The organism is Agromyces sp. NPDC056389 (assembly GCF_042262385.1).
GTDB lineage: Bacteria > Actinomycetota > Actinomycetes > Actinomycetales > Microbacteriaceae > Agromyces.
Genome location: NZ_JBHJPN010000002.1, coordinates 65,555 through 81,723, shown reverse-complemented (window position 1 = coordinate 81,723; position 16,169 = coordinate 65,555). Strand labels below are relative to the sequence as shown.

Here is a 16,169-nt window from a genome sequence, read left to right as displayed (position 1 = left end):
AGTGCACACTAACCGAAATCCTGCGCCGGCCACAAGTGGGCGCGCCGTCGACGAAGACTGGTGGCACGAATGCCGATCCTGCAGACGAGCATCGACCCGAATGGCGATGCCGCGCGCTCCAACACCGAAGCGCACGCGGCGCTCGTCGGCGAGCTGCGCGAGCGGCTCGCGGCGGCGGCGCTCGGCGGCCCCGCGGCATCCCGCGACCGTCATGTGGCGCGCGGGAAGCTGCTGCCGCGCGACCGGGTCGACCGGCTGCTCGACGAGGGCAGTCCGTTCCTCGAGCTCTCGCCGCTCGCCGCCGAGGGGCTCTACGGCGGCGATTCGCCGGGGGCGGGCATCATCACCGGAATCGGCCTCGTGCACGGTCGCCCCGTGCTCGTCGTCTGCAACGACGCGACCGTCAAGGGCGGCACCTATTACCCGATGACGGTGAAGAAGCACTTGCGCGCGCAGGAGGTCGCGAAGGAGCACCGGCTGCCGTGCATCTACCTCGTCGATTCGGGCGGGGCGTTCCTGCCCCTGCAGGACGAGGTGTTCCCCGACCGCGATCACTTCGGGCGCATCTTCTTCAACCAGGCCCAGCTCTCGTCGATGCGCATCCCGCAGCTCGCGGCCGTGCTCGGCTCCTGCACGGCCGGCGGCGCCTACGTGCCCGCGATGAGCGACGAGACCGTCATCGTGCGCGATCAGGGCACCATCTTCCTCGGCGGCCCGCCGCTCGTGAAGGCGGCGATCGGCGAGGTCGTGACCCCCGAAGAGCTCGGTGGCGGCGAACTGCACTCCCGGGTCTCGGGCGTCACCGATCACCTCGCCGAAGACGACGAGCACGCGCTCGAGCTCGTGCGCGACATGGTCGCGACCCTGCCCGAGCCCGCGCCGAGGGCGTGGACGGTGCGCGAGCCGCGACCGCCGGCCGTCGACCCGTCGACGCTCCTCGCCGCCGTGCCGGTCGACGTGCAGCAGCCCTACGACGTGCGCGAGGTCATCGCGCGCCTCGTCGACGGCAGCGAGTTCTCCGAGTTCAAGCGCGAGTACGGCGACACGCTCGTGACGGGCTTCGCGCACATCGACGGCCACCCCGTCGGCATCGTCGCGAACAACGGCGTGCTGTTCAGCGAGTCGGCCATGAAGGGCGCCCACTTCATCGAACTGTGCGACCAGCGGGGCATTCCGCTGCTGTTCCTGCAGAACATCTCGGGCTTCATGGTCGGCCGCGACGCCGAGGCGGGCGGCATCGCCAAGCACGGCGCGAAGATGGTCACCGCGGTCGCCACGACCCGGGTGCCGAAGTTCACGGTCGTCATCGGCGGCTCGTTCGGCGCCGGCAACTACTCGATGTGCGGCCGGGCGTACTCGCCCCGGTTCCTCTGGATGTGGCCGAACGCCCGCATCTCGGTGATGGGCGGCGAGCAGGCGGCATCCGTGCTCTCGACCGTCAAGCGCGACCAGCTCGCGGTGAAGGGCGAGACCTGGTCGGATGCCGCGGAGCAGGCGTTCAAGGATCCGATCCGCGCCCAGTACGAAGACCAGGGCAGCCCGTACCATTCGACCGCTCGCCTGTGGGACGACGGCATCATCGCGCCGGAGGACACGCGCACGGTGCTCGCCCTCGCGCTCGAGCTCGCGAGCCGCACGCCGCTGCCCGAGCCTGCGTTCGGTCTCTTCCGCATGTAGTTCGTCTGTTCCGCATGTCGCGAGCTGTCCTGCATGTCGCGACCTGTGCCCCTGTGCCCCTGTGCCCCTGCGCCCCGGTGCCCTGGTGTCCCTGGGCCCCTCGGTGTCCCTGGGCCCTCGGCGTCCCCCTGCGTCCCCAAAGTCGCGCCGACGCCCCGGGGGAACCGAGGAGATCGGCGATCTTGAGGAACCATGCCTCTGGTTCGCTCCTCGGAATCGCAGTTCTCCTCGGAATCGCGTTGGCGGACTCTCCCTCCACAGCGCTCCCGCTGGGTGAGTCATCCCCGCTCCCGCCTCATCGCGGGCGCCCCGCGTCCGCGCGGCCACGCTCGATGGGGTGAACACGGCCCGATCCGACACGCCCGCCTTCGAACCCACGCCGGGGGTCAGGCCCGCGGCCGCCGCCGTCTCGACCGATCCCGTCGCCGCGACGACACGGGGTGCCGGAGGCGTCGTTCGCACCCGGTTCCTGCTGCGGGCGGGCTTCAGCCGTCACCGCATCGAGCGGAGTCTCGTGGCCGGGTCCCTCATCCGAGTGCGCAAGGGGTGGGTCGCGGTGCCGTCGGCCGACGGATACCTGATCGCCGCTGCCCACGCGGGGGTCGTGGTCTCGTGCATCACGCAGGCCGAGCGGCTCGGATTGTGGGTGCTCTCGCACGACCGTCCGCATGTCGCCGCGCCGGCGCATTCCGGGGCGGTCTCGCTCCGTGGGATGAGGGTGCACTGGGCGCAGCCGCTCGTGCCGCGGCATCCCGATGCGCTCGTCGACCCGATCGAGAACGTGCTGGCCATCGTGGCGGCATGCCAGCCGTACGAGGCGGCCCTCGCCGTGTGGGAGTCCGCGCTGCGGAAGGGCCTCGTCGATCGACACGTGATCGGGCGGTTGCCGCTGTCGACGACCGCGCGGAGGATCCTCGACTCCGCGATGCCGTACTCGGACTCGGGCCTCGAATCGTTCGTGGTGCCGCGGCTCGGCTGGTTGAACGTCCGGATCACGCCGCAGGTCTGGATCACGGGACACCGCGTCGACTTCTTGATCGGCGATCGACTGGTGCTGCAGATCGACGGAGGACACCATGTCGGCGCGCAGCGCGAGGCCGACATCGAGCACGATGCGACATTGATGCTGCTCGGGTACCACGTGGTGCGGGTCGGTTACCGGCAGATCATCGAACGCTGGCACACCGTGCAGGACGTGATCGCACGGGCGGTGGCCCAAGGGCTGCATCGCGTGCACTGAGGTGACCGGCTCGCCAGACGCCTGCCATGCGCTCGGTCTCGACCGGCGGCGATGACGCGATTCCGAGGAGATCTGCGATTCAGAGGTCGATCAAAGCCCGATCCGCCCTCGGAATCGCAGATCTCCTCGCGTCAGCGATTGGGCACTGCCGGAACCGGATCAGGAACACGATCAGGCACCGGATGCCGCGGCAGCTGCTTCGACCTCGCGGATCGCCTCGTCGACGCCGCGGTTCCACGGCGTGCCGTGGCCGGGCAGCACCCACGTCGCCCCGAGTCCCGCGATGCGATGGAGCGAGACGAGCGCCTCGGCCGGGTCGTCGGTGAAGGGTGCGGGCTGAGGGCCGGTCGCGCCGGTCAGCACGTGGCGGGTCGTGAGCGCATCGCCGACGAAGACGGCGTCGGCGACCGGCACGTGGATCGCGACGCTGCCGGGGGAGTGGCCCGGCATGCTGATCACATGCGGGGCGCCAGGCAGGTCGAGCACGTCGCCGTCGTTCACAGTGACGACGTCGGTGAGCGGGGTCGTGCGCAGGCCGTTGCGGGTGAGCGCGTACCAGAGGAACTTCGCGGTCGCCCCGAGCTTCATGCCGCCCCACTCGGGCTTCGTCGACTCCTCGCCCCGAGCCCGTGCGGCGTCGGCCGTGTGCACGAAGACCGGTACGCCGTGCTCGCGGCGCAGTCGCTCGGCGAAGCCGATGTGGTCGGAGTCGCCGTGCGTCAGCACGACGCCGCGGATGTCGCCGATCGATCTGCCCATCGCGGCGAGCTCTGCCGTCAGCTCCTTCCACTGACCAGCGAGCCCTGCGTCGATGACGGTGACGCCCTCGGGGGTGTCGACGAGATAGACCGCGACGATGTCGGAGCCGATGCGGTGGAGGGAGGGGCCGAGCTTCATCAGATGCCTCGCTTGATCAGGTGGGAAGTTGATGGCTATGCTACATAGCCATCATGGCTAAGCGCAATAGCCTAGAGTCGAATGGTCGAATGGTCGAAAGGATCCCGCCGATGCCGACACCCGAACGAACCTCGCTCGACGCCATCGTCGGCGCGGGGCGCGCCATCCTCGAGTCCGACGGATTCGGCGGGCTCACGATGCAGGCCGTCGCGGAGCGCGTCGGCGTGCGCGCCCCGTCGCTCTACAAGCGTGTGCGCAACCGCAGCGATCTCGTGCGGCTGATCGCCGCGTCGGCGGTCGCAGAGCTCGGGGAACGCCTCGATGCCGAGCGGCTCCCCGTCGCGGGCGGTGCGGTCGCCGCAGGCAGTGGAGGCGGAGCGGAGTCGGATGCTGCCGTCGCCGAGGTCGCCCGACTCGCCCGTGTCGTGCGCGCGTTCGCCCATGAGCAGCCGGCGGCCTATCGCCTCGTCTTCACGTCGGGCGACGAGTCGGGGCTCGATGTCGCGACGCTCCGCGAGGCCAGTGCGCCGTTGCTCGCCGTCGCCGCCGTGCTCGCCGGCCCCGACCATGCCCTCGACGCCGCCCGCACGCTCACGGCGTGGGTCACGGGCTTCGTGAGCATGGAGCTCTCGGGCGCCTTCCGCCTGGGCGGCGACGTCGACCGTGCGTTCGAGTTCGGCGTCGAGCGCATCGCCGCCGCGCTGGCGCCGCGATCGGGGTGAGCGGGGAGTTCCCGCTTGTGATTTCAGTTAACGCCCACTAACATCGAATCCAGTTAGTGCGCGTTAACTTAGTTCGCGCACCTCGAGCGCAGGGAGGCGCGGATGGGCACGGTCGACGCCGTCGATGAGGCACGGTCGACTCGTCCGTTCGACCGGGTGCTCGTCGCCAATCGCGGCGAGATCGCGGTGCGGGTGATCCGCACGCTCCGTCGTCTCGGCATCCGCTCGATCGCCGTCTTCTCCGACGCCGACGCCGACGCTCCGCACGTGCGCCTCGCCGACGAATCCGTGCGCATCGGCCCCGCCGCTGCCGCCGAGAGCTACCTCGACCCCGCACGCATCATCGCGGCGGCGCGCGAGACGGGGGCCGAGGCGATCCACCCGGGGTACGGGTTCCTCTCCGAGCACGCGGGCTTCGCCGAGGCCTGCCGTGACGCCGGCATCGTCTTCGTCGGCCCCGGAGTCGACGCGCTCGAGGTCATGGGCGACAAGATCCGCGCGAAGCGCCACGTCGAGGCATCCGGTGTGCCGACGGTTCCCGGCGTCTCCGATCCCTCGCTCGACGACGGCGCGCTCGCCGCTGCCGGCGAGGCCGTGGGCTTCCCGCTGCTCGTGAAGCCGAGCGCAGGCGGCGGCGGCAAGGGCATGCAGATCGCCCGCGATGCCCGGGAGCTCGCAGCGGCGATCCCGGCGGCCAGGCGCGTCGCGCTCGCGGCGTTCGGCGACGACACCCTGCTGCTCGAACGGCTCATCGAGCGCCCGCGCCACATCGAGGTGCAGGTGCTCGCCGACGACTTCGGCGCGGTCATCCACCTCGGTGAGCGCGAGTGCTCGCTGCAGCGCCGCCACCAGAAGGTCATCGAGGAGGCGCCCTCGCCGCTGCTCGACACCGAGACCCGCGCCCGCATCGGGCGGGCCGCATGCGACGCCGCCCGCAGCGTCGACTACCGCGGGGCCGGCACGGTCGAGTTCCTGGTGTCGGATGCCGCGCCCGACGAGTTCTTCTTCATCGAGATGAACACCCGGCTCCAGGTCGAGCACCCCGTCACCGAACTCGTGACCGGCGTCGACCTCGTCGAACAGCAGCTGCGCGTCGCAGCGGGGCAGCCCCTCGCATTGAAGCAGGCCGATATCGAGCTCACGGGCCATGCGATCGAGGCGCGCGTCTACGCCGAGAGCCCCGAGCGCGGCTTCCTGCCGTCGATCGGCGAACTGCTCGTCTGGCGCGAGCCGACCGGCGACGGCGTGCGCGTCGACGGCGGCATCCGCTCGGGTCAGCAGATCACCGCCGACTACGACCCCATGCTCGCCAAGGTCATCGCGTACGGCGCCGATCGTGCCGAGGCGCTCGCCCGTCTCGACGCCGCCCTCGCCGACACCGTCGTGCTCGGCGTCGAGACGAACCTCGGGTTCCTTCGACGGCTCCTCGCCGACCCCGCCGTGCAGCGCGGCGACCTCGACACCGGCCTCATCGACCGCATGCCCGACCCCGAATCGGATGCCGCCCCGCCCGAGGTGCTCGCCGCGACCGCGGCGTTCCGCGCGGCCGAGGCGATCGACGACGCGCTCGCCTCCGGCGCCCGTGCCTGGCAGACGGCCCGAGGCTGGCGCCTCGGCAGGCCGGCGGCAGATGCGATCGACGGCACCGCCGCGGCACCCGACGTCATCGCGACCGCGGCCGACGGCGCGGTCTGGCTGCACTCTCCCGCCGGCATCTGGCGGATGCCCGCCCCGGATCGCCGCGCCGCGCTCGATGCTCGCCTCGCCATGATCGAACGCGGCGGCCTCGCCGACCCCGAGCTCCGTGCACCCATGCCCGGCACCGTCACCGCCGTGTTCGTCGCCGACGGCGACGCCGTGGCACCCGGCGACGCCGTCGTCGCCATCGAGGCGATGAAGATGGAGCACCGCGTCACGGCATCGGTCGCGGGCGCCGTGCGACTCGCCGTCGCGGTGGGGGAGCAGGTCTCCCGCGACCAGCCCGTCGCCCGCGTGGAGCCGCAGCACGAGGCATCCGACACCGAACCCACCGCACTGTCGAACGCACCCCACGAGGGTGCGCACCCGATCGCATCCCACCAGGAATGAGGAGCACCACCGTGAGCACCGAGCTGAGCGCCGAGGAACAGCAGCTGTACGACATGGTCTGCGAGTTCGCAGACACCGTCGTCGCCCCGCAGTCCTACGAGGCCGACCGCACCCACACGCTCTCGATGGACGTCGTCGCGCAGATGGGCGAGCTCGGGCTCTTCGGCCTGCCGTTCCCCGAAGACGTCGGCGGTCAGGGGGGCGACTACATGGCGCTGGGCCTCGCCATCGAGGCGCTCGCCCGTGTCGACCAGTCGATCGCGATCACCCTCGAGGCGGCCGTGGGCCTCGGCGCCATGCCCGTGTTCCGTCACGGCACCGACGTGCAGAAGGCCGAGCTCCTGCCCGACCTCGTCGCGGGTCGCACGCTGGCCGGGTTCGGCCTCACCGAGTCCGAGGCCGGGTCCGACGCCGGCGCCACGCGCACCACCGCGGTGCTCGACGGCGACGAGTGGGTCGTCAACGGCTCGAAGCAGTTCATCACGAACTCGGGCACGCCCATCACGAAGTTCGTCACGGTCACGGCCGTGACCGGCGAGCGCGCGCGCCCCGACGGCTCGGTCTCCAAGGAACTCTCGACGATCATCGTCCCGAACGGCACGCCCGGGTTCACGGTGGACCCCGGCTACGACAAGTCGGGATGGCGCGCGTCCGACACGCATCCGCTCACCTTCGAGGACGTGCGCGTGCCCGCAGGGAACCTGCTGGGCGAGCGCGGGCGCGGCTTCGCGAACTTCCTGCGCACGCTCGACGAGGGCCGCATCGCGATCGCCGCCCTCGCGACCGGCGTCGCGCAGGGCTGCCTCGATGAGGCGCTCGCCTACGCGAAGACCCGCAACGTCTTCGGCGTGCCGATCGCGTCGCACCAATACATCGCCTTCACGATCGCCCAGATGCAGGCTCGCGTGTACACCGCGCGCCTCGCGTGGCATGACGCGGCCCGTCGGCTCGACGCGGGTCTGCCGTTCAAGAAGGAGGCCGCGATGGCCAAGCTCGTCTCGAGCGACGCCGCGATGCTGAACTCCCGCGACGCCACGCAGATCTTCGGCGGCATGGGATTCATGAACGAGTCCCTCGTCGCGAGGCACTACCGTGACTCGAAGATCCTCGAGATCGGCGAGGGCACGAACGAAGTGCAGCTCATGGTCATCGCGCGCGAGCTGGGCATCGGCTAGGGGGAACCATGACGGATGCTTCGGCAGCGCAGGCGCCACTCCGCGACGTGGTCCAGCGCGGACTCTGGTTCGAGGAGTTCGAGGAGGGCGTGCGCTACCTGCATCGTCCCGGCCGCACGGTCACCGAGGCCGACAACGTGCTCTTCACGACCCTCACGATGAATCCGCAGCCGCTGCACCTCGACGCGGCGTGGTCGGCCCAGCAGCCGTTCGGCGAACGGCTCGTGAACTCGATGTTCACGCTCTCGACGCTCGTCGGCCAGTCGGTCGGCCAGCTCACGCAGGGAACGCTCGTCGCGAACCTCGGCTTCGGTGCCGTGGCGTTCCCGCACCCCGTGTTCGTCGGCGACACCCTCTACGGCGAGAGCGTCGTAGAGTCGAAGCGCGAGTCGGCCTCGCGCCCGGGGCAAGGCGTGGTCGTGGTCGCGCACACCGCTCGCAACCAGCGCGGGGAGGTCGTCACGACGGCATCGCGCTCGATGCTCGTGTGGCTCCGCGAACCGGGGGAGCGGCAGCAGGCGGCCGAGCCGACGACGGGCGCCGACGAGAGCGAGGCGAACGGATGACGCATCCGACCTTCCGGTTCGGCCCGGCCCTGCTCTTCTGTCCGGCCGACCGGCCCGACCGGTTCGCGAAAGCCCTCGATCGCGCAGACGCCGTGATCCTCGACCTCGAAGACGCCGTCGCCGCCGACGCGAAGCACGCGGCGCGCCTCGCGCTCCTCCGCACGCCACTCGATCCCGAGCGGGTGATCGTGCGCGTGAACCCGGCGTCGAGCCCGGAGTTCGGAGAAGACCTCGCTGCCCTCGCCGGCACCGGCTACCGCACGGTCATGCTCGCAAAGTGCGAGGGCACCGCCGACCTCGTCGACCTCGCCGAGTTCGAGGTCATCGCGCTCTGCGAGACCGCACGCGGAGTGATCGCTGCGAACGAGATCGCAGCGCTCCCGAACGTCTCGGCGCTCATGTGGGGGGCCGAAGACCTCGTCGCCTCGCTCGGCGGTTCGTCGAGTCGCTTCCCCGACGGTCGATACCGCGACGTCGCGAGGCACGCCAGGTCCCAGGTGTGCCTCGCGGCGGCGGCGCACGACGTGGCCGCCATCGACACCGTGCACCTCGAGATCGGCGATCTCGACGGACTCCGAGCCGAGGCCGAAGACGCGGTGGCCGTCGGATTCGCTGCGACGGCGTGCATCCACCCCGGCCAGGTCGAGGTCGTCCGCGAGGCGTACCTGCCCGACGCCGAGCAGTTGGAGTGGGCGCGCGCCGTGCTCGAGGCGGCAGAGGAGCAGGGCGGCGTCTTCGCGTTCCGGGGCGGAATGGTCGATGCACCCGTGCTCCGACAGGCCGTCGCGCTCATCCGTCGAGCGAGAGGCTGAGCAGAACGATTCGATAACGGTTCACACGCCGTTCGCCGAATCGCGCCCTCCGAGCGTCGAACGCATCGTATCCTCGGAGTCAATCCTGGGGAGGAGGGGAACGTGGCACGACGACACGTCTTTCGAGCGAACGAAGCAAGCGGTGCGGGGGCAGCGCTCGCGCTCGCCGAGTCGATCTCGCGCGACGAGCACGACGCCCGAGCCGATGCCTTCGACGGACTGCACGTCGACGTGATCGCATCGAACCCGCTCTCCGGTCCCATCATCGTTCCCCGACGCGCGCCGATCGGCGACTCCGGCATCCAGGTGCATCCGCTCGCGCTCGGCGCCAGCACGTTCGGCTGGACCCTCAGCACCGAGCAGGCCTTCGACGTGCTCGACCGCTTCGCCGGTCTCGGCGGCGCACTCGTCGATACCGCCGACAGCTACGCCGCTGGGCGCAGCGAATCGATCATCGGCAAGTGGATGGACTCGCGTGGCACGCGCGATCGCATGGCCATCGCGACGAAGATCGGCCACCACCCCGATCACCGCGGGCTGTCGCCCGCAGAGATCTCGGCGGCGGTCGACGACTCGCTGCTGCGTCTCGGTATCGAGCGCATCGACCTGCTCTACTTCCACGGCGACGACACCGAGGTGCCCCTCGAAGAGAGCCTCGGCGCGGTCGACGCCCTCATCGCGGCCGGCAAGGTCGGTGCGATCGGTGCAGCGGACTTCACGCCCGACCGGCTCATCGAGGCGCGCGTGCTCGCCGCCAACGGCCTGCCGCGGTTCCAGGCGCTCACGACCAAGTACAACCTCATGGAGCGCCGACCCTTCGAGGGCGCGCCCGAACTCGTCGCCCACGCGCAGGGGCTCGCGGTGCTGCCGTACTTCGGCCTCGCGAGCGGCTTCCTCGGCGGGCAGGTGCGGCGCCGCGCCGACGTGCGCCACGACGCCAGGGGCGAGCGCCAGGCACGATACCTCGGGCGACGCGGCTACCGTGTGCTCGCAGCGGTCGACGAGATCGCCTTCGCGCACGGCGTGCAGCCCGCGACGATCTCGCTCGCCTGGCTGCTCGCGAAGCCCACGGTCGTGGCTCCGGTCGTGAGTGCGAGCAGACCCGACCAGGTCGATGCGCTCATGGCTGCGGCATCCGTCGAACTGCAGCGCTCGGAGATCGTCGAACTCGACCGCGCTTCCGGCTGAGCGCGCGCTCGGCGCGCCCGGGTGTTCTCCGCCTGAGCGCGCTCGACGAGGGTGGCATAGGCTGATCGGGATGAACGGCGCTGTCGACCTCCCACTCGGCCAGGCCGAGCTCTCCTTCACCGCAGCAGGCGACGCGCGAGTTCGGCGCAGCGTGCTCCCATCGGGCGTGCGAGTGCTCAGCGAACAGGTACCGGGCAGCCGCAGCGCGACGATCGGCTTCTGGGTCGCGGTCGGCTCCCGCGACGAGCAGCGAGCGGATGCCGCGCACCCCGCGACGTACGGATCGACGCACTTCCTCGAGCACCTCCTCTTCAAGGGCACCGCGACGCGCTCGGCCCTCGACATCGCGATCTCCTTCGACGCGGTCGGCGGCGAGCACAACGCGCTCACGGCGAAGGAGTACACCTGCTACTACGCCAAGGTGCAGGACCGAGACCTGCCGATGGCGGTCGAGGTGCTCGCCGACATGTTCACCTCGTCGCTGCTCGATCCGGTCGAGTTCGAGAGCGAGCGCGGGGTCATCCTCGAAGAGCTCTCGATGGCGGGTGACGACCCGGGCGACGTCGCGAACGAGCGCTTCTTCGAGGCGGTGCTCGGCGCGCATCCGCTGGGCCGGCCGATCGGCGGCAACCCCGAGACCATCCGCGGTGCCACGCGCGACGCCGTGTGGGAGCACTACCGGGCGAACTATCGCCCGCAGGACCTCGTCGTCACCGTCGCCGGTGCCGTCGACCACGACCTGCTGCTGACCGAGCTCGAGCGGGCGCTCGCCGCCGCCGGGTGGGACCCGACCGCCGAGGGGCGACCCGTCGAACGGCGATCCGTCGTGCCGGCAGCGCTCGAGGCCGGTGCCGAGGTCTCCGTCGTCGCGCGACCGAACGAGCAGGTGAACCTGCTGCTCGGCGTTCCGGGCCTCGTCGCGACCGACGAACGGCGCCCGACGATGAGCATGCTGAACGCGATCTTCGGCTCCGGCATGTCGTCACGACTCTTCCAGCAGGTGCGCGAGCGCCGCGGCCTCGCGTATTCGGTGTACTCCTTCGCGCCGGGCTACTCCGATGCCGGCCTCTTCGGCATGTACGCCGGATGCGCCCCGGCGAAGGCCGGCACCGTCGCCGCGCTCATGCGCGACGAGCTCGAACGGCTCGCGGAGCACGGCGTCACCGCAGAGGAGCTCCGTCGCGCGTCCGGACAGCTCGCGGGTGCCTCGGCGCTCGCGCTCGAAGACTCCGACACCCGGATGTCACGGCTCGGAAGATCTGAACTGACCCTCGGCGAGTTCGTCGACCTCGATGAAGCCCTCCGACGCATCTCGCTCGTCACCGCCGACGACGTGCAGGCGCTGGCGGGCGACCTCGTCGCACGCCCGTTCTCGCTCGTCGCCGTCGGCGCGATCGACGAGTCCGCGTTCACCGGAGCGGCCGCCGCGGTCGCTCCGAGCTCCGACGTCGCCTGACCGCGACACCCGCCCTGCATTCAGAGGAACCGATACCCGTGGCCCACCACCTCTACCTCGTCCGTCACGGCGAGCAGCTCGACGCCGAGCACGGCCTTCCCGACGGCCCGCTCTCGCCCAGGGGGCGCCGTCAGGCCGAGCTCCTCGCCGAACGCCTCGGTGGTGTGCCGTTCGACAACGCATGGCACTCGCCGCTGCAGCGGGCGACCGAGACAGCGCAGATCATCGCGGCGAAGATGCCGGCGCTGAGCGTCGAGCCGTCGCCCCTGCTCTTCGACTGCGTGCCCACGGGGCCCGCGCCCGAGACGCCGAAGGCGTACGACGCCTTCTTCGGCTCGGTGACCGAGGCCGAGATCGAGGCCGGCAGCGCGCAGATGGAGGACGCCGCCGCCGAGTTCCTCCGCTCGCACCGCGAGGATCGGCACGAGCTCCTCATCACCCACAACTTCGTCATCGGATGGTTCGTGCGCGAGGTGCTCGGCGCCCCCGATTGGCGATGGGTCTCGATCAATCAGGCGAACTGCGGCCTCACGGTGCTCACCCAGCGGCCCGGTCGGCCGTGGAGCCTCGTCTCCCACAACGACATCGCGCACCTGCCGCCCGAGCTCCGCACGGGCCTGGCCGAGCCGTACGCGATCTGAGCGCCACCCGCGTCAGCCGACGCTGCGCATCAGCCGACGGCGATGATCTGCTCGGCGAGCCTCCTGATGCTCCGAGCGATCGGCTGTGTCGTGCCACCGGTCGACTCGGCGAGGTCGTAGTCGTCGTCGAGCTGCGCGAGCCGCTCGAGAACCTCGGACTCGCTCTCGTGGTGGAACCGATCATGAACCCACCGACTCAGTTCCCGCTCGGTCAGCTCGCCCGCGAGGACCATTCGGCAGATCCGGCGCGTGGCCACGACATCCACGTCGCTGGAGAGCTCGCCGCGCAGGTCGCACTCGTCGACCATTCGGTCGATGAGTGCATCGACCGAGAAGGGGTTCTCGTCGGCCGGGAGTCCCGCCGCTTCGGCGAGGCTGGTACCACCCGCGCCGGCCGACAACGCGTCGGTCGCCGCGCACGCAAGGACGGCGCGCCCATCGGGAAGGCCGGCCCTCCACCACGCGACGGCTTCGATCAGCTGATTCCGTATCGCTCCGTCGAAGCCGGGAGCCTGCCCGCTCGCTCCCGCTTCGGGCGCGACACTCACGTCGACACGACCTTGCCGTACCAGTTCGTCGCGTTGGGGTTGGCGTTGTAGGGCTCGATGTCGACGTAGCCGCTCGAGCGGTAGAGGCCGCCGGCCGCCTCGAGGCTCGCGTTCGTGTCGAGCACCAGTTCCTGCGCCCCGTACTCGATCGCCCGGCGTTCGAGCTCGGCGAGCAGCCGGCGCCCTTCTCCGCCGCCCCGGGCTGCCGGCGCGAGCCACAGGTGCTTGATCTCGAAGCGCACCTCGAGGGTCGTGGGGCGCTGCTCGATGCGCCGCACCCCGCCGCATCCGACCGCCGTGCCCGACTCGTCGACGACGATCAGGAAGACGCCCGCCGGCGGCGTGAACTGCTCCGCGGTCGGCCACGTCGGACGGTATTCGCCCTGCGCCGACGGAAACCCCACGGCACGCTCGGCGAAGTAGTCGGCGAGCAGCGCGTGCGCGTCGGCGTCGGTCACTGAGGCGTCTCGGTAGCGCAGCATCCCACCACACTATTCGCGAAGGCCGGCGGATGCCCCGTGCGCGGCGCCGCCCCGACCCGGCCGGCGCCCGGCTCCCGCTTGCTAGGGTGAATCCGTGACGATACGGGTCGCCGTGGCGGGAGCCACCGGCAAGATGGGGCAACTGGCGCTTCGACTGATCGAGGAGGCCGACGACCTCGAACTGCACGCCGCGCTCGACTCGAAGTCGAGCCTCGACCTCATGCTCGGCGCCGACGTGGCGTTCGACGTCACGCATCCCGGTGCGAGCGGCGAGATCGTCGAGTTCGCCGCCGGCGCCGGCATCCCGATCGTCGTCGGCACCTCGGGCTGGTCGAGCGATCGCATCGCCGAGATCTCCGCGTTCGTGCGCGGCCACGCCGACGCCGGAGCCGTGCTCTTCGTGCCGAACTTCTCGATCGGCAGCGTGCTCGGCACCGCCTTCGCGAAGCTGGCGGCGCCGTTCTTCGACTCGATCGAGATCGTCGAGGCGCACCACGAGGGCAAGGTCGACTCGCCCTCGGGCACGGCCGTGCGCACGGCGGAGCTCATCGGCGAGGCGCGCGCCGCGCGCGGCCCCGTCGCTGCGCCGCACGCCGACCAGCGCGCTCGCGGGCAGCTCGTGAGCGGAGTGCCCGTGCACAGCCTGCGCCTCGCCGGCGTCGCGGCCGAGCAGCGCGTCGTCTTCGGCGGCGACGGCGAGACCCTCACGATCACGCACTCCACGCTCTCGTCGAGCTCGTACGAGGCCGGCATCCTGCTCGCGCTCCGCAGCGCCCCCGAGGCATCCGGCGTCACGGTCGGCCTCGACACGCTGCTCGACCTCGGACTGCCCGGCACCTCCCGATGACCACGAAGCTCGGCGCGCTCATCATGGCCGCGCTCCTCGTGCTCTACCTCGCGCTGGTCGGATGGCGCGCCGTGCAGTTCATGGCCACGGGGGAGCCGATCGCGATCGCCATGGGCGTCGCCCTGCTCGTGCTGCCGCTCATCGCGCTCTGGGCGCTCTGGCGGGAACTCAGCTTCGGCATCCGCTCGCACGAGCTCGTGAAGCGGCTCGACGCCGAAGGCGAGCTCGATCTCGAATTGCCGATGATGCCGAGCGGACGCCCGGAACGGGCGGCTGCGCGGGAGGCCGTCGACGGATTCCGCACGGCGGCCGATGCAGCTCCCGAGTCATGGCAGGCGGCGCTCCGCCTCGGGCTCGCGTACGACGCGGCGGGTGACCGGCGCAACGCGCGGCAGGCCGTGCGGCGGGCGATCGAGCTGTCGCGCGCACCTCGTTGAGGATGCGGCCGTGAGCTCGTCGGCTCGCGAGCGGTGGCCGGTCGGAACCGTCTAGCGCGCCGAGCTGTGCGGTACGGCGAGCATCGCGTCGATCGCCGATTCGACCGTCGGGTGCGTGAACCGGTAGCCGTCGTCGATGAGCCGTTGCGGACGCACCTTCTGGCTCGAGAGCAGCAGCTCGTCGGCGGCACGGCCGAGGGCGACCTCGAGCATGCGCTCGGGCACGCCGAAGACGTGCGGCCGATGCATCCGCTCGGCCATCGCGGTCATCACGCGATCGGCGGTCGCCGGTGTCGGGCCGGCGATGTTCACGGGCCCCGACAGCGACGACCCGAGCAGGTGCACGATGGCGCCGACCTCGTCGTCGAGCGCGACCCAGGGCCAGTGCTGGCCACCGGTGCCGAGCCGCGCCGAGACTCCGAAGCGGGTGAGGGTGCCGACGCGCTTCATGGCGCCGCCGTGCCCGACCACCATGCCGCTCCGGAAGACGACGGTGCGGGTCTCTTCGGGCGCGAGCCCCGCTGCGGACTCCCAGCGGCCGACGACCCCGGCGAGGAAGCCCGTGCCCGCGCTCGAGTACTCGGTGAGCAGCTCGCCTGGGCGATCGCCGTAGTACCCGACCGCCGAGGCGTTGAGGAAGACCGCCGGCGGCTGCCGGGCCTTGCGCATCGCATCGGCGAGGGTGCGGGTCGCCGTGATGCGCGACTCGAGGATCTCGCCGCGGTACGACTTCGACCACGGCAGGCGGGCGAGCGAGGCGCCCGAGAGGTTCACGACGGCGTCGACGCGGTCCATGACCGTGAAGTCGATGATGCCCGCCGCCGGCGACCAGGCGGCCTCGTCGGCGCCCTGTGCGCGTCGGCGCACGAGGCGCACGACGTCGTGCCCGTCATCGGTCAGTGCGGTGACCAGCGCGGTGCCGATGAATCCGGACGCGCCGGCGACGAGTACCCGCATCGATCAGGCGAGTTCGGCTTCGATCGTGATCGGAATGCCGGCGAGCGCCTGTGAGATCGGGCAGTTCTTCTTCGCGTCTTCAGCGAGGGCCTCGAACTGCTCCTCGCTGAGTCCGGGAACGCGGGCGCTCACGAGCAGGTGGCTGCCGAGCACGCCCTTGCCCGCCTCGAATGTGACGGCCGCGGTGGTCTGGATGCTCTCGGCCGGAGTGCCCGCCTGAGCGAGCCCCAGTGAGAGCGCCATCGAGAAGCACGAGGAGTGCGCCGCTGCGAGCAGTTCTTCGGGGTTGGTCGTGCCCTCGGCGCCCTCGGCGCGCGCCTTCCAGTTGACGGGGAAGGAGGCGAGGCCCGAGGAGTCGAGGGCGACATCGCCCGATCCTTCGAAGAGCGTGCCCTTCCAGACGGTGGTCGCTTCACTCGTGACTGCCATGTGATCC

General features: G+C 71.0%; 17 protein-coding genes. 12 read left to right on the top strand and 5 right to left on the bottom strand.

The features are described 5' to 3' along the window. Positions 1–69: 69 nt before the first annotated feature. Together ACFCVM_RS13325 and ACFCVM_RS13320 are read left to right on the top strand one after the other, a co-directional pair. Positions 70–1,677, top strand: a complete 1,608-nt coding sequence (locus tag ACFCVM_RS13325) for a carboxyl transferase domain-containing protein (RefSeq protein ID WP_375837627.1) — start codon at positions 70–72, stop codon at positions 1,675–1,677. Between the two features lie 337 nt (positions 1,678–2,014). After that, positions 2,015–2,917 (top strand): endonuclease domain-containing protein, encoded by a 903-nt coding sequence (locus tag ACFCVM_RS13320; protein ID WP_375836866.1) that lies wholly within the window; start codon positions 2,015–2,017, stop codon positions 2,915–2,917. A gap of 171 nt (positions 2,918–3,088) precedes the next feature. Here the strand turns inward: ACFCVM_RS13320 and ACFCVM_RS13315 are convergent, their stop codons facing one another. Beyond that, positions 3,089–3,814, bottom strand: a complete 726-nt coding sequence (locus tag ACFCVM_RS13315) for an MBL fold metallo-hydrolase (protein ID WP_375836864.1) — start codon at positions 3,812–3,814, stop codon at positions 3,089–3,091. Positions 3,815–3,924: 110 nt separating this feature from the next. On the opposite strand from ACFCVM_RS13315, the gene ACFCVM_RS13310 reads away from it, so the two are divergent. From ACFCVM_RS13310 to ACFCVM_RS13275, 8 genes are all read left to right on the top strand, one after another. Further along, entirely contained in the window at positions 3,925–4,536 is a 612-nt protein-coding gene (locus ACFCVM_RS13310; protein WP_375836861.1) for a TetR/AcrR family transcriptional regulator, read from the top strand. Between the two features lie 102 nt (positions 4,537–4,638). Next, positions 4,639–6,624, top strand: a complete 1,986-nt coding sequence (locus ACFCVM_RS13305) for a biotin carboxylase N-terminal domain-containing protein (protein WP_375836859.1) — start codon at positions 4,639–4,641, stop codon at positions 6,622–6,624. Next, positions 6,621–7,799, top strand: coding sequence for an acyl-CoA dehydrogenase family protein (locus tag ACFCVM_RS13300; protein WP_375836857.1), 1,179 nt, complete (start codon positions 6,621–6,623; stop codon positions 7,797–7,799). The genes ACFCVM_RS13305 and ACFCVM_RS13300 overlap by 4 nt, the downstream gene beginning before the upstream one ends. An 8-nt stretch (positions 7,800–7,807) precedes the next feature. Beyond that, positions 7,808–8,365: a MaoC family dehydratase gene (locus ACFCVM_RS13295; RefSeq protein ID WP_375836856.1), complete on the top strand. Its 558-nt coding sequence runs from the start codon at positions 7,808–7,810 to the stop codon at positions 8,363–8,365. After that, positions 8,362–9,177 (top strand): HpcH/HpaI aldolase/citrate lyase family protein, encoded by an 816-nt coding sequence (locus tag ACFCVM_RS13290; RefSeq protein ID WP_375836854.1) that lies wholly within the window; start codon positions 8,362–8,364, stop codon positions 9,175–9,177. Before ACFCVM_RS13295 ends, ACFCVM_RS13290 begins: the two co-directional genes overlap by 4 nt. A gap of 102 nt (positions 9,178–9,279) precedes the next feature. Next, complete coding sequence (locus ACFCVM_RS13285) at positions 9,280–10,365, top strand: aldo/keto reductase (protein ID WP_375836852.1); 1,086 nt, start codon at positions 9,280–9,282, stop codon at positions 10,363–10,365. A 70-nt stretch (positions 10,366–10,435) separates the two neighbouring features. Next, positions 10,436–11,821, top strand: coding sequence for a M16 family metallopeptidase (locus ACFCVM_RS13280; RefSeq protein WP_375836850.1), 1,386 nt, complete (start codon positions 10,436–10,438; stop codon positions 11,819–11,821). 38 nt (positions 11,822–11,859) lie between these two features. After that, on the top strand, positions 11,860–12,462 hold the full coding sequence (locus tag ACFCVM_RS13275; protein WP_375836848.1) for a histidine phosphatase family protein: 603 nt from the start codon (positions 11,860–11,862) through the stop codon (positions 12,460–12,462). A 29-nt stretch (positions 12,463–12,491) separates the two neighbouring features. Here the strand turns inward: ACFCVM_RS13275 and ACFCVM_RS13270 are convergent, their stop codons facing one another. Together ACFCVM_RS13270 and ACFCVM_RS13265 are read right to left on the bottom strand one after the other, a co-directional pair. Then, positions 12,492–13,010, bottom strand: a complete 519-nt coding sequence (locus ACFCVM_RS13270; RefSeq protein WP_375836846.1) for a hypothetical protein — start codon at positions 13,008–13,010, stop codon at positions 12,492–12,494. Then, positions 13,007–13,492, bottom strand: coding sequence for a GNAT family N-acetyltransferase (locus ACFCVM_RS13265; RefSeq protein WP_375836845.1), 486 nt, complete (start codon positions 13,490–13,492; stop codon positions 13,007–13,009). Before ACFCVM_RS13265 ends, ACFCVM_RS13270 begins: the two co-directional genes overlap by 4 nt. Before the next feature lie 94 nt (positions 13,493–13,586). On the opposite strand from ACFCVM_RS13265, the gene dapB reads away from it, so the two are divergent. Then, positions 13,587–14,339 carry a 4-hydroxy-tetrahydrodipicolinate reductase gene (gene dapB / locus ACFCVM_RS13260; RefSeq protein ID WP_375836843.1) on the top strand — a complete coding sequence of 251 codons (753 nt, stop codon included), beginning with the start codon at positions 13,587–13,589 and terminating at the stop codon, positions 14,337–14,339. Beyond that, a complete protein-coding gene (locus ACFCVM_RS13255) occupies positions 14,336–14,776 on the top strand; it encodes a hypothetical protein (protein ID WP_375836841.1) in 441 nt (146 codons plus the stop codon). The genes dapB and ACFCVM_RS13255 overlap by 4 nt, the downstream gene beginning before the upstream one ends. Before the next feature lie 51 nt (positions 14,777–14,827). Here the strand turns inward: ACFCVM_RS13255 and ACFCVM_RS13250 are convergent, their stop codons facing one another. Together ACFCVM_RS13250 and ACFCVM_RS13245 are read right to left on the bottom strand one after the other, a co-directional pair. Beyond that, on the bottom strand, positions 14,828–15,733 hold the full coding sequence (locus tag ACFCVM_RS13250; RefSeq protein ID WP_375836839.1) for a TIGR01777 family oxidoreductase: 906 nt from the start codon (positions 15,731–15,733) through the stop codon (positions 14,828–14,830). A gap of 3 nt (positions 15,734–15,736) precedes the next feature. Beyond that, a complete protein-coding gene (locus ACFCVM_RS13245) occupies positions 15,737–16,162 on the bottom strand; it encodes an OsmC family peroxiredoxin (protein ID WP_056013621.1) in 426 nt (141 codons plus the stop codon). Between the last annotated feature and the right edge of the window lie 7 nt (positions 16,163–16,169).

What these genes read in the sequence shown, in the direction of transcription:
- ACFCVM_RS13325 (WP_375837627.1), top strand. Translation starts at nt 70, where the DNA reads ATGCCGATCCTGCAGACGAGCATCGACCCGAATGGCGATGCCGCGCGC.
- ACFCVM_RS13315 (WP_375836864.1), bottom strand. Translation starts at nt 3,814, where the DNA reads ATGAAGCTCGGCCCCTCCCTCCACCGCATCGGCTCCGACATCGTCGCG.
- ACFCVM_RS13310 (WP_375836861.1), top strand. Translation starts at nt 3,925, where the DNA reads ATGCCGACACCCGAACGAACCTCGCTCGACGCCATCGTCGGCGCGGGG.
- ACFCVM_RS13305 (WP_375836859.1), top strand. Translation starts at nt 4,639, where the DNA reads ATGGGCACGGTCGACGCCGTCGATGAGGCACGGTCGACTCGTCCGTTC.
- ACFCVM_RS13300 (WP_375836857.1), top strand. Translation starts at nt 6,621, where the DNA reads ATGAGGAGCACCACCGTGAGCACCGAGCTGAGCGCCGAGGAACAGCAG.
- ACFCVM_RS13295 (WP_375836856.1), top strand. Translation starts at nt 7,808, where the DNA reads ATGACGGATGCTTCGGCAGCGCAGGCGCCACTCCGCGACGTGGTCCAG.
- ACFCVM_RS13290 (WP_375836854.1), top strand. Translation starts at nt 8,362, where the DNA reads ATGACGCATCCGACCTTCCGGTTCGGCCCGGCCCTGCTCTTCTGTCCG.
- ACFCVM_RS13280 (WP_375836850.1), top strand. Translation starts at nt 10,436, where the DNA reads ATGAACGGCGCTGTCGACCTCCCACTCGGCCAGGCCGAGCTCTCCTTC.
- ACFCVM_RS13265 (WP_375836845.1), bottom strand. Translation starts at nt 13,492, where the DNA reads ATGCTGCGCTACCGAGACGCCTCAGTGACCGACGCCGACGCGCACGCG.
- ACFCVM_RS13255 (WP_375836841.1), top strand. Translation starts at nt 14,336, where the DNA reads ATGACCACGAAGCTCGGCGCGCTCATCATGGCCGCGCTCCTCGTGCTC.
- ACFCVM_RS13250 (WP_375836839.1), bottom strand. Translation starts at nt 15,733, where the DNA reads ATGCGGGTACTCGTCGCCGGCGCGTCCGGATTCATCGGCACCGCGCTG.
- ACFCVM_RS13245 (WP_056013621.1), bottom strand. Translation starts at nt 16,162, where the DNA reads ATGGCAGTCACGAGTGAAGCGACCACCGTCTGGAAGGGCACGCTCTTC.